11 protein-coding genes, 3 pseudogenes and 2 riboswitches are annotated in these 16,434 nt (G+C 40.7%); of the genes and pseudogenes, 4 read left to right on the top strand and 10 right to left on the bottom strand.

The annotated features are described in order from the left end of the window. Window positions 1-3: 3 nt before the first annotated feature. The gene (locus ACE1TI_RS16890) at window positions 4-1,302 is read right to left on the bottom strand and encodes a Zn-dependent hydrolase (protein WP_375008725.1); all 1,299 of its coding nucleotides are present in this window, start codon (window positions 1,300-1,302) and stop codon (window positions 4-6) included. Window positions 1,303-1,461: 159 nt separating this feature from the next. On the opposite strand from ACE1TI_RS16890, the gene ACE1TI_RS16885 reads away from it, so the two are divergent. Beyond that, the gene (locus ACE1TI_RS16885) at window positions 1,462-1,866 is read left to right on the top strand and encodes a MerR family transcriptional regulator (RefSeq protein ID WP_375008724.1); all 405 of its coding nucleotides are present in this window, start codon (window positions 1,462-1,464) and stop codon (window positions 1,864-1,866) included. Continuing rightward, window positions 1,863-3,529: pseudogene (locus ACE1TI_RS16880) on the top strand (acyl-CoA dehydrogenase family protein). Before ACE1TI_RS16885 ends, ACE1TI_RS16880 begins: the two are co-directional and overlap by 4 nt. Before the next feature lie 85 nt (window positions 3,530-3,614). Here the strand turns inward: ACE1TI_RS16880 and ACE1TI_RS16875 are convergent. Further along, window positions 3,615-4,607 (bottom strand): NADPH:quinone oxidoreductase family protein, encoded by a 993-nt coding sequence (locus ACE1TI_RS16875; protein ID WP_375008723.1) that lies wholly within the window; start codon window positions 4,605-4,607, stop codon window positions 3,615-3,617. A gap of 260 nt (window positions 4,608-4,867) precedes the next feature. On the opposite strand from ACE1TI_RS16875, the gene ACE1TI_RS16870 reads away from it, so the two are divergent. Continuing rightward, a complete protein-coding gene (locus tag ACE1TI_RS16870; RefSeq protein WP_375008756.1) occupies window positions 4,868-5,734 on the top strand; it encodes a YitT family protein in 867 nt (288 codons plus the stop codon). A 60-nt stretch (window positions 5,735-5,794) separates the two neighbouring features. Here ACE1TI_RS16870 and ACE1TI_RS16865 read toward each other — a convergent pair whose 3' ends face one another. The 7 genes and pseudogenes from ACE1TI_RS16865 to ACE1TI_RS16835 form a co-directional block, all read right to left on the bottom strand. Further along, on the bottom strand, window positions 5,795-6,784 hold the full coding sequence (locus ACE1TI_RS16865) for a S8 family peptidase (protein ID WP_375008722.1): 990 nt from the start codon (window positions 6,782-6,784) through the stop codon (window positions 5,795-5,797). A gap of 132 nt (window positions 6,785-6,916) precedes the next feature. After that, window positions 6,917-8,230, bottom strand: coding sequence for an NCS2 family permease (locus tag ACE1TI_RS16860; RefSeq protein WP_375008755.1), 1,314 nt, complete (start codon window positions 8,228-8,230; stop codon window positions 6,917-6,919). Between the two features lie 151 nt (window positions 8,231-8,381). Then, window positions 8,382-8,482, bottom strand: a riboswitch (purine riboswitch). Window positions 8,483-8,582: 100 nt separating this feature from the next. Then, a complete protein-coding gene (gene guaA, locus ACE1TI_RS16855; RefSeq protein ID WP_375008721.1) occupies window positions 8,583-10,121 on the bottom strand; it encodes a glutamine-hydrolyzing GMP synthase in 1,539 nt (512 codons plus the stop codon). Window positions 10,122-10,326: 205 nt separating this feature from the next. Beyond that, window positions 10,327-10,427: riboswitch (purine riboswitch) on the bottom strand. A gap of 35 nt (window positions 10,428-10,462) precedes the next feature. Next, complete coding sequence (locus ACE1TI_RS16850; protein ID WP_375008720.1) at window positions 10,463-12,604, bottom strand: transglutaminase TgpA family protein; 2,142 nt, start codon at window positions 12,602-12,604, stop codon at window positions 10,463-10,465. A 17-nt stretch (window positions 12,605-12,621) separates the two neighbouring features. Continuing rightward, window positions 12,622-13,818 carry a DUF58 domain-containing protein gene (locus ACE1TI_RS16845; RefSeq protein ID WP_375008719.1) on the bottom strand — a complete coding sequence of 399 codons (1,197 nt, stop codon included), beginning with the start codon at window positions 13,816-13,818 and terminating at the stop codon, window positions 12,622-12,624. A gap of 1 nt (window position 13,819) precedes the next feature. Further along, entirely contained in the window at window positions 13,820-14,776 is a 957-nt protein-coding gene (locus tag ACE1TI_RS16840; protein WP_375008718.1) for an AAA family ATPase, read from the bottom strand. Between the two features lie 365 nt (window positions 14,777-15,141). After that, window positions 15,142-15,216: pseudogene (locus ACE1TI_RS16835) on the bottom strand (LacI family DNA-binding transcriptional regulator); the annotation flags it as partial. Window positions 15,217-15,731: 515 nt separating this feature from the next. On the opposite strand from ACE1TI_RS16835, the pseudogene ACE1TI_RS16830 reads away from it, so the two are divergent. Then, window positions 15,732-15,924: pseudogene (locus ACE1TI_RS16830) on the top strand (glutathione-dependent formaldehyde dehydrogenase); the annotation flags it as partial. Between the two features lie 334 nt (window positions 15,925-16,258). Here ACE1TI_RS16830 and ACE1TI_RS16825 read toward each other — a convergent pair. Then, a partial coding sequence (locus tag ACE1TI_RS16825; RefSeq protein ID WP_375008754.1) for an aldehyde dehydrogenase family protein occupies window positions 16,259-16,434 on the bottom strand: 176 nt, incomplete at its 5' end.

Below are 16,434 nucleotides of genomic sequence, written 5' to 3'. Positions count from 1 at the left end.
TCATCATTTAACACCCTCTCCTATATTTTGTAAGGTTTCTTTTAACGCTGCTGCACCGTTCATACAATCCTTTAATGCCGTAAATTCTTCCGGTGTGTGACTTTTTCCTTTATAGCTTGGTACAAATATTAACCCGGAAGGTACGTACTTCCCTAAAATCATCGCATCATGTCCGGCACCGCTTGGTAAAAAATCATAGGAAAGTTCCAGTTTTTCTGCCACCTTTTTTGCATTTTCCTGAATCCAATCGGGGACAAGGACAGGTGGTATTTTAATCTGAATCTTTGTTTCTGAGTTAAGTCCTCTTTCTTCAGCTATTCGCTCTGCTTCTCTCTTTATTTCGATTAGCATATTATCCCGAATTTCTTCATCAATGTCTCTCACATCTACAATCAACTCTGCTTTACCTGCAATCACATTAGAACCGTTTGGGAAAAGCGCCAATTTTCCTACTGTAGCGACAGCAGTCGAGTTTATTTCCCGGGGAATACGTTCAATAGACAGAACCAATTCAGATGCTCCAGCTGCGGCGTCTGCCCTCATATCCATGGGTGTATTGCCTGCATGGTCTGTTTCTCCTTCTAAAAGCACTTCAAGCCAAGAAGGTCCCGCAATTCCATTTACAATTCCGATATTTTTCCCGTGCTGTTCTAATCGTTTGCCTTGTTCAATGTGAAGTTCTAAAAATGCATGTATCTCTTCTTTCGGGTACACACAATTTTTTAGCTTATTTGGCGCATAACCTTGCCTTTTCATTGCTTCTGCAGCCGTAACACCGTTTCTATCACGCATCTGGAACAAGTCTTCCTTGTTCACTTCTCCCATCGCTGCGCGGCTCCCAAACAATCCACTTCCAAACCTAGAACCTTCTTCATCTGCAAAAACTACTAATTCAAGCGGGCGTCTCAACTGTCCTTGCTCTTGAATAATCGCTTCAATGGCCATTAAAGAGCTGACACATCCTAAAGCTCCATCAAACGCTCCCCCATTAGGAACGGTGTCAAGATGAGACCCTGTAAGGACAGCAGCAAGGTGAGACTCTTTTCCTTCGAGCCTTCCATACATATTTCCAACTGCATCTTCCCTTATTTTTAATCCCGCATTTTCCATCCACGAACGAAATAAACTTTTGGCATCTGCTTCTTCTTGAGTATAAACATAGCGAGTAACACCGCTCTCTTTCGTTTTTCCAATTTCAGCCAATTGAGCTAGTCGGTCTGCCATGATTTCCGGGTCAAGAGATTCAATTAGTGTCACATTTTCATTTGAAGTTAGCAATCGTTCTTTAGAAAATACATTCATACGTATCCTTACCCCTTTTTTTATGCTATACAAACTCATTTCCCTCACCTAGCTTCTAGAGAGAAGAGCTTAATCCTTTTTCTTTTTTCTTATTGACTTTTACGTTAACGTAAATTATTATGTGAGAAAATTCCGACTAAATTGAGGGGGATGTATAAAATGACCTTTTCGATTTCTGATTTAGCGGAGACTTTTGTTATTAGCACGCGATCAATTCGATATTACGAAGAAAGAGGATTAATTACTCCAGAGCGTACAGCAGGCGGCCAGAGAATCTATTCTAAAAAAGACAAAACGAGATTAAAACTTATTTTAAGAGGAAAAAGATTCGGATTTTCATTAATCGAAATTGAAGAGATGATTGAACTGTTTGATGCAGACCGCTCAGGAAAAAAACAATTAAAGCGAACCATTGAATACGGAGACAGAAAACTGCAGGAGATAAATGAAAAAATAGATGACATGATTGCTCTTCGTGATGAATTAAATGACTTGCACCACGATTTCAAACAAAGGCTGGACCGCCTGGAAAAAGAGACTAATTCGGGAGGCGCTGTTAAATGAATATTTTCGAGAAAGATTCCAACTTGTCTTATATTCTTCACCGATATCTTAATGACAAAGAGATGCTTCAATATGCAAAAGAACGCTTATCTGCCTTTGCTGACCGATGTGAAGTGTTTGATGAAAGAGCTCGTCATACTGACCGGGAAGGACAGCCTAAACTAATAAAATATAATAAATTCGGAGATGACATATCAGAAGTATGGCTGAATGAAGGATATAAAAATACTGTAAAAGAAACTTATAATACCGGGATTGTAGGTTATATTCATAAAAACATACCTGAGCTCGGGCGAAAAGGAAATTATACTTACTCTTATGCGCAAGGTTATCTTCTTTCTCAAGTAGAACCCGGCTTCTATTGTCCGGTTACTTTAACGATGGCGACTGCTTACTTGATTGACCAATATGGAAATGATGAGCTGAAACAAAAATTTCTGCCGCATGTGCTGTCCACTGAGGAAACTGAATTATATGAAGGAGCTACCTTTTTGACTGAACGGCAAGGCGGTTCAGATGTTGGGGCTAATGAAACCCAAGCTTTTCAGATGGAAAGTGTTACCGACTGTATGGAGAAAAATATTTTGCTTCTAATGCTGGGGCATGCGGGGTGGCAGCGGTGCTCGCCCGCCAGGAACATGCTCCCGCTGGCACGAAAGGATTAAGTCTTTTTCTCATCCCGTGGAAAAACAAAGACGGAACAAACAATAACCTTTCCATTCGCCGTCTGAAAGATAAATTAGGGGTTCGGGCAGTGCCATCAGCTGAAGTACTTTTAGAAGGAGCTAAAGCTTACTTAGTCGGTGAAGCAGGAAAAGGTTTTTATTATATGATGGAAGCTTTAAACCTTTCGAGAGTGTGTAATGCGGTAGCTTCTGTTGGCATCATGCGCCGTGCTTATCATGAAGCACTCGAATATGCCCATTACAGAGAAGCGTTCGGCAAAAAGCTTACTGATTACCCAATGGTTCGAGAAACGTTAATGAGTATGCTGTCGCGGCAAGAAGTACAAACGAGCGCCTGTTTTCGTATCATTCAATTGTTTGAAAAGGTTATGACTTCCCGGGACACATGTACGGAGGAAGAAATTACGCTCAACCGGCTTTACATTGCTCTTATAAAATTGAGAACGGCCGAAGAAGCTGTTACTTTTTCTCATGAAGCAATAGAAATGCATGGAGGAAATGGTTATATTGAAGATTTTGTCACGGCGAGACTATTACGTGATGCTCAAGTTTTAACGGTGTGGGAAGGAACAGCAAACATTCTTGGCCTTGAAGTTCAAAGGCTGCTGCAAAAATATGATGCAGGCCATCTCTTCCTCTCTGAAATGGAAAATTCCTTAAGCAAGTTGACAAAAGTAAATAAAAATGACACAAACATGGTAAACACCGCTCTTCAAGATTTGCAATCATTTTTATTACAAATTCAGCAAACAAGCGAAGATAAACAAACTTATCATGCCAAAAAGCTGGCCAGCAAAATGACGGACATTTTTATGGCGGTTACTGCTTTAGAAGATGCAGAAGCAGAGCCCGAACGAAAGCCTCTCATTTCAGAAATTTTTCTGGAAGAGATGTTTTCCCAGAGTGATTTTCATGAAACCCCTGCTTCATTAGCACATTTTGATCAGCTGGTGAATGAAAACGCTTTGACTAAATAATACGACCTTAATTCGCCGGGACCTTTTTGGCACAAACAAAGAAGACGATCCCCGCTAATGTCGGGGACCCTCTTCTTTTATATTTTTATAAACGAACAACTTTTCTGCCCCGCACCTTACCTTGAAGAATTTGGTCTAATGTTTCTGGCAGCTCATCTAACGTAATCTCACTTGAAATAGTTTCAAGCAGACGGTCCATTTTCAAATCAGCTGCCAGCCTGTTCCAGACCTGCTTTCTTCTATCCATTGGACAGTAAACCGAATCAATACCCACTAAATTAACACCTCTTAAAATAAACGGAAATACCGTGGCTGGAACCTTTGTCCCTCCAGTCAACCCGCTGACTGCTGCCGCACCGCCGTATGAAAGTGTACTTAAAGCATAGGCCAGTGTTTCTCCCCCGACTGGATCTACTACCCCGGCCCAGCGCTGTTTATCAAGAGGCCGAATTTTCTCTGGCTGAACATCTTCTCTTGAAAGGATATCTTTTGCCCCAAGTACTTTTAAGTACTCATGTTCAGAGGCTTTTCCGGTACTTGCCGCCACGTTGTATCCGAGTTTTGCAAGCATTGCCACTGCCATACTTCCTACCCCTCCAGTAGCCCCGGTTACAAGGACCGTGCCGCTTTCTGGAGTAATCCCTTCTTCTTCAAGACGCAAAACCGATAAGCCAGCTGTAAAACCAGCCGTTCCATATATCATTGCTTCTTTTAAATTTAATCCTTCTGGAAGCGGTACAACCCACTCTGCCGGTACTCTTGCATATTCAGCAAAGCCTCCGTAGTGAGAGACACCCAGCTCATAACTCGTTACAATTACCTGATCCCCTTTAGAATAACGGGAATCCGATGAATCCTCCACTACTCCTGATAAATCGATACCAGGCACCATAGGGTATTCTTTTACAATGTTTCCGTTTGCCATCGAAGCCATACCATCTTTAAAATTCACACTGGAGTAATGAACTTTTACGAGCACTTCTCCTTCTGGCAGATTATCCAATGTAAGGGTATGAATATTTTTTTCTACTTCCTTATTGCCTGTTTCTTCTACCATCATTGCTTGAAAACTAGTCATTGCATTTATGCCTCCTTATTATTCGTGTTCCTCAGACAACCTTCTACAAAATCATTTACTTTCCTTTATTTTTTTTCTTACTTTCTTTACCCGAAATCACTCTGTTTATAAAGGGGTGTTTCCTTTACAATTGGCCATACTGAAAAGAGAACCTTCTTTGTTGGGCTGATTGTTTTTTTATGTTATACTGCTCTGGTTGTAGAACAGGCTTTATGAGGTTTATTATGACAGGGAAAAGGAGGATACTCGGCTTGAAAAATCTGTTTGAAGGAATCCGGTTAACCAATATATTGATTATATTTTTAGGGACGGTCGTTTTCGGTTTCGGCCTTATCCATTTTAATCTGCAAAATGGACTGGCCCACGGCGGTTTTACAGGTCTTACTCTCATCATTTACTATTTGTTTACAATTGAACCTTCGATATCAAACCTTGTCTTAAACATTCCATTGTTCTTTGTCGGTTACAAGCTGCTAGGGCGGAGAGTTTTTATATACAGTATTTTCGGAACGGTAATGCTTTCCGGGTCGCTACATTTTTTTGAAAAATATTGGCATATGCATGTTGCTCTGCAAAACGATATGATTCTTGTATCTTTATTTGCGGGGGTTTTTGCTGGAACTGGACTGGGAATTATTTTTCGGGCAGGAGGAACAACAGGCGGAGTAGATATACTTGCCCGTCTGGCGGAGAAATACTTCGGAACGGGGCTTGGCACGTTTATGTTTATGTTTGACGCCTTTGTGATTACATTTTCTTTAGTTCACTTAACACTGCCTGAAGCTATGTACACTCTGGTTGCAGTCTTTATTGCTGCCCGTGTTATTGACTTTATTATTGAAGGGGCAAACGCAGGCAAGTCTGCAATGATTATTTCCAACCATACCGATGCTATATCTGATGCAATTATTAAACGTATGCACCGAGGATCGACTGTATTAACCGGAAGAGGTAGTTTTACGCGTGACGAGCGTAATGTGTTGTATTGTGTCGTAAATCGAAATCAACTGATTCAGCTAAAATCCATTATTAATGATGTGGACCCTTACGCTTTCGTAGCTGTTCATGATGTAAAAGAAGTAGCTGGTGAAGGTTTCACCTTTGATCCGGAAACCCGGAAAACATAAGTAAGCGCAAGCGCCCGGTAAAAGGCGCGCGCTTTTTGATATATTTGAGACAAAGAGTTTTTATAATTTTTTTGAAGCATATTTCTTCTGACGTCTTTTCTTATCTTCCGAGCTTGAGATATAGTTCGTAAGCATAAGCAAACCATTGCCTTCCATGCTGCGGCTGTTTCCTAACGATTCTGTTCTTTTCACTACTTGCGAATAGATTTGGGGTTCTGTCAGTTCCCTGTCAAAATCATCTTCGCATTGATTGATAATCAGCGCAGCTGCACCAGCTACATGAGGAGTGGCCATCGAAGTGCCTGACAATCTGGCAAACTTGTTGTCCGGGTAGGTAGAAAGTATATTTACACCTGGAGCCACTAAATCAATTTCATCATTAAAGTTTGTAAATTCAGCCAGATTACAGTCAAAATCAACCGCTCCTACTTGTACCACTTCTTTATAATATCCGGGATATGCAATTTCTTCTGTGCTTTCATCTTGATCTCCTTCATTGCCAGCTGCACAAACGACCAAAATATTATTCTCTACCGCTCTTTTTATCGCTTCATGCATTTCAGGTATATCGTTTGGACCGCCAAGTGACATAGAAATGACTCTTACTCGTTGTCCGTTATCTCCCCGCCAGTCTATGGCATAGTGAATAGAATCTATAATCCCCTGATAGGAGCCATATCCTTCTCCAGAAAGAGCTTTTAGAATTAAAAGATTCACTTCCGGGGCTACTCCAACGACTCCAGAGTCATCCAAAGTAGCTCCAATAGTCCCAGCTACATGTGTTCCATGACCCTGGTTGTCTGAAAAATTTTCAGGGTCGCTATTGTAATCATCTGTGAAGTTTCTTCCTCCAATGATGCGGTCTTTTAAATCAGGGTGGTCCGGCTGGCACCCCGTGTCTATAATGGCGATAACATTTCCTTCACCTTTATAGTCTTCATCCCATAGTTCAGGGGCTCGTACCATTTCAATACCTTGAGGAATTTTTTCTTCGGATTTATTCAGCACTTCCTCAACACGATAAGGAATTAACCGTACTTCTTTCTTCAAACCTACCCCTCCTTATCTGAATTTTTCAACTCTAATTTTACCTTCATTTTCCATTCATTTCACTCCGCCTTTATTCTCGATTCTTTGCCTTATTAAAAAAAAAGACTGCGGCTTAAACCGCAGTCTTTTGGCCTATTCTCCTAAGAAAGCAAAATAAGCAATAAACACAAAGAATAACACGTACATAACGGGGTGAATGTCACGACCCCTGCCTTTCAGAAGCATGGTTATCGGATAGAATATGAAACCAAGAGCAATACCAGTAGCGATACTATACGTTAACGGCATGGAAACGACCGTTAAAAATGCAGGCAGAGCAATTTCTAGCTTGTTCCACTCAATTAACCTTAAAGAAGAAGCCATTAGTACACCTACAAGAATAAGAGCCGGAGCTGTCACTTGTTCCGTTACCACGACAAGAAGCGGTGAAAAGAACATAGAAAGAAGAAACAAGCAGGCGGTGATGATAGAAGCAAAACCTGTTCTTCCGCCAGCTGCCACACCGGAGGAGGATTCAATATATGCAGTCGTCGTAGACGTACCAAGAATCGCACCAATAGAAGTGGCGGAGGAATCAGCAAGCAATGCTCTTCCAGCACGCGGCAATTTATTATTTTTTACAAAACCTGCTTGATTCGCCACCGCGTACAATGTTCCTGCCGTGTCAAAAAAGTCAACAAATAAAAAGGTTAGTACGACTACTAACATTTGTATGATAAGCTGGCTGGTCCATTCCAATTCTCCTAAAATGGTAAACGCAGATCCAAATGTAGGCGCCAGGCTTGGGACAGACCCCACTACTCCTTCCGGTAAACCGATTAAACCAGTAATGATCCCGGCAGCAACAGTAATAACCATTCCATAAAAAATCCCGCCCTGTACACCGATCACCATTAATACAGCCGTTATAACTAAGCCAAAACAAGCAAGCAGGGTCGCCGGATTGGTCATAGTGCCAAGCGCCACTGCTGTATCTTCATCAGGAACCACTATTCCTGCATTTTGCAGCCCAATGAATGCTATAAACAAACCTATACCCGCAGCAGCTGCATATTTTAACTGGGCCGGGATAGCATTAATAATTTTCTCTCTAATTCCTAACATTGTTATAAAAATAAAAATAATACCAGACAGCAATACTCCAAATAAAGCGAGCTGCCACTCAATGCCAATACCCAACACCACCGTATAAGCAAAAAATGCATTTAATCCCATCCCTGGGGCAAGAGCAATAGGGTATCTGGCAATCATTCCCATAATAAGTGTACCGATTGCAGCCGAGAGAGCAGTTGCTGTAAACACCGCTCCCTGATCCATTCCAGCATCAGCTAAAATAAGAGGGTTTACAAATAAAATATAAGCCATAGATAAAAACGTCGTTAATCCAGCAACGCTTTCCTGCCGGTAATTCGTCTTCCATCTTTCAAACTCAAAATAGCGATTCACCATAAGCTCCTCCATTTCAATATATTGGTCTCTGTAATACAATCCGCTTAATTTGGGCAAATAATTCACATCAAAAAACTCCAGGCAGTGTATACTACCTGGAGCTTGTTTGATACAAAAAATCAACCCTTAGAAATATATGTTTATATATCCTAAACCGCAGATTTTTCGTAGTCAAGCTATTTACGGTAGCCTGTAGAGACTCACGAGCCCTATCCTCGTGATTATACGAAAAGATAAGCTTATATTACTTTTTACCCACTAATAGTTTAGCAACTGGCCTCTATGAAGTCAACCAATATCCGAACATTGTAATGTTTTCTAACATAATTATTCGCCTTATGATTTTTCTTTACTCCCATTCAATAGTAGAAGGCGGCTTAGAGGTAATATCATACACAACTCGATTCACGTGCTGGACTTCATTTACAATACGGGTAGAAATTTTCTCTAATACATCATAAGGGATACGTGCCCAGTCTGAAGTCATTCCATCAATAGAGGTCACTGCACGAATGCCGACTGTATAGTCATAGGTTCTTGCATCCCCCATTACTCCGACACTTCTCATGTCAGGAAGAGCTGTGAAATACTGCCAAATTTCACGATCCAATCCAGCATTTTTAATTTCCTCCCGCAAAATTGCATCAGATTCCCGAACAATTTCAAGCTTTTCTTCTGTAATTTCGCCCAATACTCTGATCCCTAATCCTGGACCGGGGAATGGCTGCCGCCATACAATTTCATCTGGCACACCAAGCTCTGTTCCCAGTTTACGAACTTCGTCTTTAAATAAACTATTTAATGGTTCAATGAGTTCAAAATTCATATCTTCAGGCAGACCGCCGACATTATGGTGAGATTTAATGGTTTGTGCCGTGTCGGTGCCGCTTTCGATAATGTCTGTATACAGGGTCCCTTGAGCTAAAAAGTCCATATTGGTCAGCTTCCCAGCTTCTTCTTCAAATAAATAAATGAATTCATTTCCAATAATTTTCCGTTTTTGTTCTGGGTCTGACACCCCTTCAAGCTTGTTCAGGAACCGATCCTGTGCATCAATTTTAACCAAATTCATATTGAAATCTTCACCGAAGGTCTTCATTACACTGTCCGCTTCATTTTTTCGCAGCAGGCCGTGATCGATAAACATACATGTAAGCTGATCACCAATAGCTTTATGAATCAAAGCAGCAACTACTGATGAATCAACGCCTCCGCTTAATGCACACAATACCTTTTTATCTCCGACTTGTTCGCGAATAACTTCTACTTGTTCATCAACAAAATTACTCATCGTCCAATTGCCGTCACAGCCGCAAATTTCAAACGCAAAGTTCTTTAAAAGATCATCACCAAATTGAGTATGGCGGACTTCCGGATGAAACTGTACCCCATACATACGGCGCTTCTTATCACTCATTCCAGCTACAGGACACGATGGATTCGTTACATCGATTTCGAATCCTTCCGGAGGTGCTACAATAAGATCTCCATGGCTCATCCAGACAGATTGCTCATCAGGAAGACCGCGGTATAAATCAGAATCATTTTTTACTTTAATAATTGCTTTTCCATATTCTCTATGGTTAGCCGCTTCTACCTTGCCGCCAAAATGGTGGGTTAAAAGCTGCATTCCATAACAAATTCCAAGAATCGGCACTCCCATTTCAAAAATCTCCGGGTCACAAGAAGGAGCTCCTTCAGCGTAAGCACTGTTAGGGCCTCCAGAAAATATAATTCCAGCAGGGTTTACCTCTTTTATTTGTTCAGCACTGATTGTGTTTGGGTGGAGTTCACTATAGACTCCCAGGTCTCTGATTCTGCGGGTGATTAATTGGTTATATTGGCCCCCGAAATCGAGCACAACAATCATTTCATTGTCTTGTTCCATGCTTATTCCACCTCTATTGTAGTCTTATATTTAAAAGTGTAAACAACATTTCTAAATTGAAACCTAGAAGAAACATTTTAGTTTACCGCCAAAGCTTTGGCGCAAACTTCTCCCATCGGTTTTTCCTATTATAAAATAACCCGGACCTGCCGCGTTTCCCTATGAAACGAAGGCAGGTCCGGGAACTAAGTACAACAGATACCAACATAATAGGAACTGCCTTCGTAGTCCAGTCATTTAAGGTGACCGGGTAGAGACTCCCGAGCCTATTCCCGGGGATATACGAAGCAATATTCAGCTGTAAAACATGCCTACCATTCTAGCAGGCGCTTATAGGGCGGTCAAGCCTTTATTCGATTCACCATGTTTTCCCATGCGGATAACGAAAAAGACCAGTTAACTGCATGTGATTGTTTCCCATAATGAATCTTTTCGTATTCGTAAGCAAGATAAGACATATCTTTCGTTTCAAACAGCTGATCCATCCGCCATGCATATTCGCGGAGCGTTTCGCTTTCTTCTTTTTTAAAACCGGCGTATCGAAGCAGCCATAAAAGAGAATGAAACGCCTTTGTAAAAGAAGGGGAGTTATTTGCTCTTTTAAATCGGTAAAGAAGAATCTTTTTCATTAAACGGAATCGGAAAATAAAAGCAAGGCTTACGATGAAAGTACCGCCCGCGAAAAATGGCCAGGTGGCAATGCTAGAAGAAGCAGAGGAAACGTCTTCTTCCTCTTCTTGTTCTTTAATGTCTTCTTCCGTTTCTTCCTCTTCTTCTTGATCTTCCTCTTCTTCGTTTTCGTCTTCAACATCAGTGCTGTTTTCCTCGCGACTGTAATCAAATTCAGCAGTGAATCCGCGTGTCGGTTCAAAAGGCACCCATCCAACACCGGGGAAGTACACTTCTACCCAGGAATGAGCATTAGCGTTTGTAACTTCATAGACTGTTTCTTCACCGGTATGATCTATCTCTTCTCCTTCTGTAAATCCTTTCACCCACCTTGTTGGTATATCAAGAGTTCGAAGCATCACAGCCATACTAGTGGAGAAATTATCGCAATACCCTCTCTGTGTTTCAAACAAAAATTGTTCGACGTAATCTTCTCCTTCTTCTGGCACGGCAATATTAGAGGTGTCATACACAAAGTCCGCCCCATGAAAATAATCTTCTATCGCACGTACTTTATCATAACGGTTGTCTTCCTCTTCTGTTAGTTCTTTCGCAAGTTCTTGAATGGAAGCAGGCAAATCATCCGGTAAAGACAAGTAGTGTTCCTTAATATCTTCCGGATCTTCTTGTGAATTGTCTTTCATTCTTTCAATCGGAAACTCAGGATCTTCATAATTTAACCAGTAAGCTTCAGCTTCATAAGGTTCTTCGTTAACCTGAATACTAGCTTTTCCCGAATACCTGTCTACCTCTGTTTGAACATTTTCCTCTCCTGAAATATCTAAAGAACGAAAAGCCCCTGGATAAAAGGCAAAATCGAATGCTCTGTTTTCTACCATTTCTACTTCAACTGTCCTGTCTTCCGTTTGCACGGTATCTTGAAAAAACGTGCTCCGGCCAGCAGATTCCTCCGGGGTGTCAGAGTCCCAGCCATGACCGGTGTATACATTTTTCGACTCCCCGCGCCAATACCCGCTTTCTTCCCCTCTAGCAGTAAAAACTGCAGAATCATCCATCTCAAACCCGCCACCTAGTCGCTCGTCATTGTCACCGTAACCAATTTTTCTTATGTTATTACTTCCTAGTCCTTCTTCTCCATCGAATCCGGCTTTTGATTCAAGAAATGGAACGGGGTCCGGCCATTGCGGGTCTGCTTTTGGGGCAGCCATACCAACTCCGGCTGCTACTAATAAAAGAAAGGCAGAAAGAAATGCCCATCGAAACCACAGCGATTTTCTTTTGGCCCCTGGAAAAAAAGCAGCCAGCCTGTCCCATTGAAGTAAAGCCATAAGCACGAAGCCAATAATGAATATTCGTATCACTGCCCGACTGCCGTCATAAGGAAGAAAGGTGTCCATTATTCCTATATAAATTACCGTAAAGGCAAAAAAGAACAATATTCGCCGGGCATGAATAACCCAAAAATAAATTAAGTAACTCATAATAGCCAGCAAAAGCAAGAATAAAAGGCTTCGAAATAAATCACTTAATGCATCCCACTGCCCGTTCATCATAAAACCTACATTCGTAGAAATATCAGTAGACAGAGTAGTCCACCATTCGCTTCCTAAAAAAGTACTGTTAAAAAATATCGTATGAAGACCAAACAGAATCCCTATACAAAAAAGCAGCAAAGTGCCCCACCATGGAAACCCTAGAAACATCACTAAAAAAAAGAAAGCAGCTCCAGCCATAAATACGGGCACAAATGCTGTCTTTGTTACTTCCGGCAATGGAAGGAGCCACTCCATTAATAACAAATAACCCAGCATATATAACAGAAAAAGGCGCGGCGTTCTCTTAGAGCTTTCCATAAACAGTTTCCCCCTCTTTAAGAGGTGACTTCGTAACCAAGTCCCTTTAATTGAATTAAATAAATAGCAGCCCCCTGCCTTTTTAACCGTTGAAGACGCTCTTTTTCCAGCGTATTATTTGTTTCATTTGTAAAATAGCAGATAACCAGCTTATTTCCATTGCCGGCCAATCTTTGCAGTTCATCTAGCCTCTGCAATGTTAAACAAGAAGATATATAGACAAGAGAGCGCCCGGAAAAACGCTTAGCTAAAGGAACAGTTCCTGTTGGAAGTGTTGTTTCTTGTTGGACTCTTGCCAGTTCACGGTAAATACGTTGAAAGTGACTTTTTTTTGATTTCTCCTCAAGCCGAACATCATCTTTTGCTGAAAGTGTAAAACCTGCCGGTATATCTTGCTTATAGCAGTAATCTATTATAGAAGCAGAAAATTCTACTGCCCCTTCAAACTTTTCGGTCAGCTCGTTTGATTTATTATTTTCAAGCACCACCATATATCCTTTTCCATCTTGGGATTCAAACTCTTTCGTAACAAGCTTTGCTACCCGTGCCGACACTTTCCAATCAATGCTGGTCATTTTATCACCGGGAATATACTCCCGCACCCCAGCCACAGAAAAGGTCTCTTCTAATGGTTTGGCAGGGGCCGGATTAGCTTCAAGCTGATCATTCACAGCTGCTGCGTTCCATTGCTGCAAAGGCCGAAGTCTCGGAAGAACCGTTAATGTTTCAGGGAGCTCGACCGTTCGTTCTTTTTGAAAAAATCCAAAGAGATCTCCAGCCTGCAAATGAAGAGTAGAAAAATAGTACTCTCCCCGTTTGCTTCCTCGAATTTCATACGAATAATAAAGTTTTTTAGCTCCAGCAAAGAAAAATATAGTTCCAGGTATTTGTCCAAGTCCTTCTAACCCATAAGGAACCTCATCTTGAATGCTCAAAAAAATAAAAGGAAAAGGTATTTTCTTTTTCATGATGAGCTCAACTTTCACCGTTTCATTATAAGAAAGAAGACTTCTATCGATTCGCCGCTCTACTTCTATTAAACGCAGCGGATAAAGAATAAAAACAGCGTTAAATACAATAATTACTAACACACTGTAAAACAAAAACCAGCTGACATACCCTCCCTGAAACATGGCATAAGCATACAAAGCCCCTGTCATTAATAAAATGGACAGAAGCTTTAATGCTTTAACGACTGGAGACCATATTTTCATTTCACCGCACCGCTTCCTGTTCAGATAAAGGTACACGAAGCGACGTAAGGACTTCACGGATAACGTCTCCCCCTGTTTTTTCTGCCATTTCAAGATCAGCTCTTAAAATAAGGCGGTGAGAAAGTACATAAGGAGACAAATACTTTACATCGTCTGGAATGACATATTCCCTTCCATGAAGATAAGCATAAGCTTGAGCAACTTTCATTAATGCGATAGATCCGCGGGGACTGACCCCCAGATGAATGTCACGATGGGTTCTCGTTTCATTGATAATGGCGATAATATAATGTTTTATAGAATCATCTACGTATACTTTTGTTACGTCATCCTGCATAGATTGCACTTCTTTAAGCGAAAGAACATCTTTTAATTCTTCAATCGGATGCTTTTCTGCAACACGGTTTAACACTTCTAATTCTTCATCATAGCTTGGATAGCCCATTTTCAATTTTAATAGAAACCGATCGAGCTGTGCTTCGGGAAGTGGATAAGTACCTCCGTATTCAATCGGGTTCTGGGTTGCCATTACAAAAAAAGGGTCATCCAGGGGCCGTGTCTGTCCATCAACCGTTACACTTTTTTCTTCTAATGCTTCTAATAATGCAGCCTGCGTTTTCGGAGAAGTACGGTTAATTTCATCTGCAAGGACAACATTTCCCATGATCGGCCCAGGCCGAAATTCAAACATTTGGGTTTTCTGATTATAAATAGATACACCTGTGACATCAGAAGGTAACAGATCCGGTGTAAACTGAATGCGGTTAAAATCTGCACCGATTGAGCGGGCAATTGCCCGCACCATCATCGTTTTCCCTACTCCAGGAACGTCTTCGAGCAAAACATGGCCTTTTGCTAAAAGAACTGTCAAGCTTAATTCTATTTCTTCGCGCTTCCCTACTACTACGCGTTCAATATTTTCAATTACAGTTTGCAAGGCAGAACGTTTTTCATTCACTGTGTAATTCCTCCAATAATCTGCTGCACCGTTTCATTACCTTTCATATTATCATATATATCTACATTTTTGGGTATTGGCGAAGTGATATCCACTACTTACATTCCGTAAAAACTTTCCCCTTTCAATGCAAAATGCCGGGGCAAAACAATAGTTTTTTCTCTAAAATCCTATGTTTCTTTCCCTTTTTCTGGTTGGGCAGTATTAGCTTATCGAAGAAAAGAAAAAAATTCTTCAGGAAAGTCAGCTTCTGCCTCAAGATACAAAACAACCATTACAAGTCCTCTAATGAACAAGTAATGGCATGTTTTAAAAATACTAAAATCATTGAATCATTTTAAAATTAAATTTTGCCTTTCTAAGAAATTATTAATCACTTTAGATACTGTTGCAATAAAAACTCCTGATGCTTTCGCTACATCATAAATTGTAGTTTTCATATTTAATCACATCCATGTATGTTATATTCTCCACTTCACTCAACCCATACTTTTGTAAAAATTCAGGAGTTAGTCCAACATGTTCTTAATCATAAAATACGGACTGCAGTAAAGACAGTGATAGGATTCTCATCATCATTATTACGAATAAGAAGCTTATATTTTCGTCTTCTTAAGCATTGGTATAGTCTATGATGAAGCAATGGAGACTTTTGTACTCGCATGACTATTCAAGAAGAAGTGGAAACTCTTGTTGGTTCGTCCAGATACTTCGGAACTAATGATATTCTTTGAAAATAGGAGTTCTAAAAAACTTAACACCAGAAAGAACAGCTCAAACTCCAATTCCATTGCACCTGGTTGCAGAGAAAAATCTTGAGGAAGAAGGTTTACTTGAAGAATAGCAAATAAATATCAATCCACCCCCGTGATCCTTTGTTATGTTCACAGGAACTTGCATATTGGGACTGTATTATGTCGGTACAGCAGGTTGATGACGCCACTTATGCTGACCCACAACCGCTTATTGGAGTGTTGACAATTTTGGTATGAAACAGGGAGATACCGTAATCATTCTAAGCTGTGGTCCTGTGGAACTCTTAGCACAAAAGTTTGCCTGGCTGAAAGGTGCAGGCCGAGTGATTTGCCAGAGATTATGTTGAATACCGTTTAGAACATGCTAAGCGAACAAATAACGTTCATGTATTAATAGATAACTTAATCGGTATAACCTCATTTGATTGGGACGTAACTGATCTGGAGTGGTGGTTGACTCTGGGTTGAAAGTGCAAGAGCACTCTTCCACTTTATCGTTAAAATAATATTTTGCTCCTTAAAATATCTTTTTCATTCCTTTCTTATTTTTTAATAGGTCAAACACATTGGATAACTTATTATTAGCCCATTGTGTTTGATCGCAATTACCTCGAAAAAGATTTACTTTATCCTGTAAAAAGACGCTTTCTTTATTTTTGAAAGCGCCCGTATACCTCAGAATTAATTACACTTTTTACAGTTTTCTTTTATATACTATGTTATCAATCTAACCCTTTATAAAAACTGTTTTAATGGAAGTAAAGAATTCGATGGCAGCTTCCCCTTGTTCACGGGAGTGAGAGCTTGATTTCTTCATACCGCCGAATGGAGCCTGCAGTTCTACGCCGGCACTTTCAGCGTTGACACGAACAAGCCCTGCTTCCATGTCATCGACAAAGTCAA

Source organism: Alteribacillus sp. JSM 102045 (assembly GCF_041949975.1).
Classification (GTDB): domain Bacteria; phylum Bacillota; class Bacilli; order Bacillales; family Marinococcaceae; genus Alteribacillus.
This window is presented reverse-complemented; position numbering and strand designations above follow the sequence as displayed.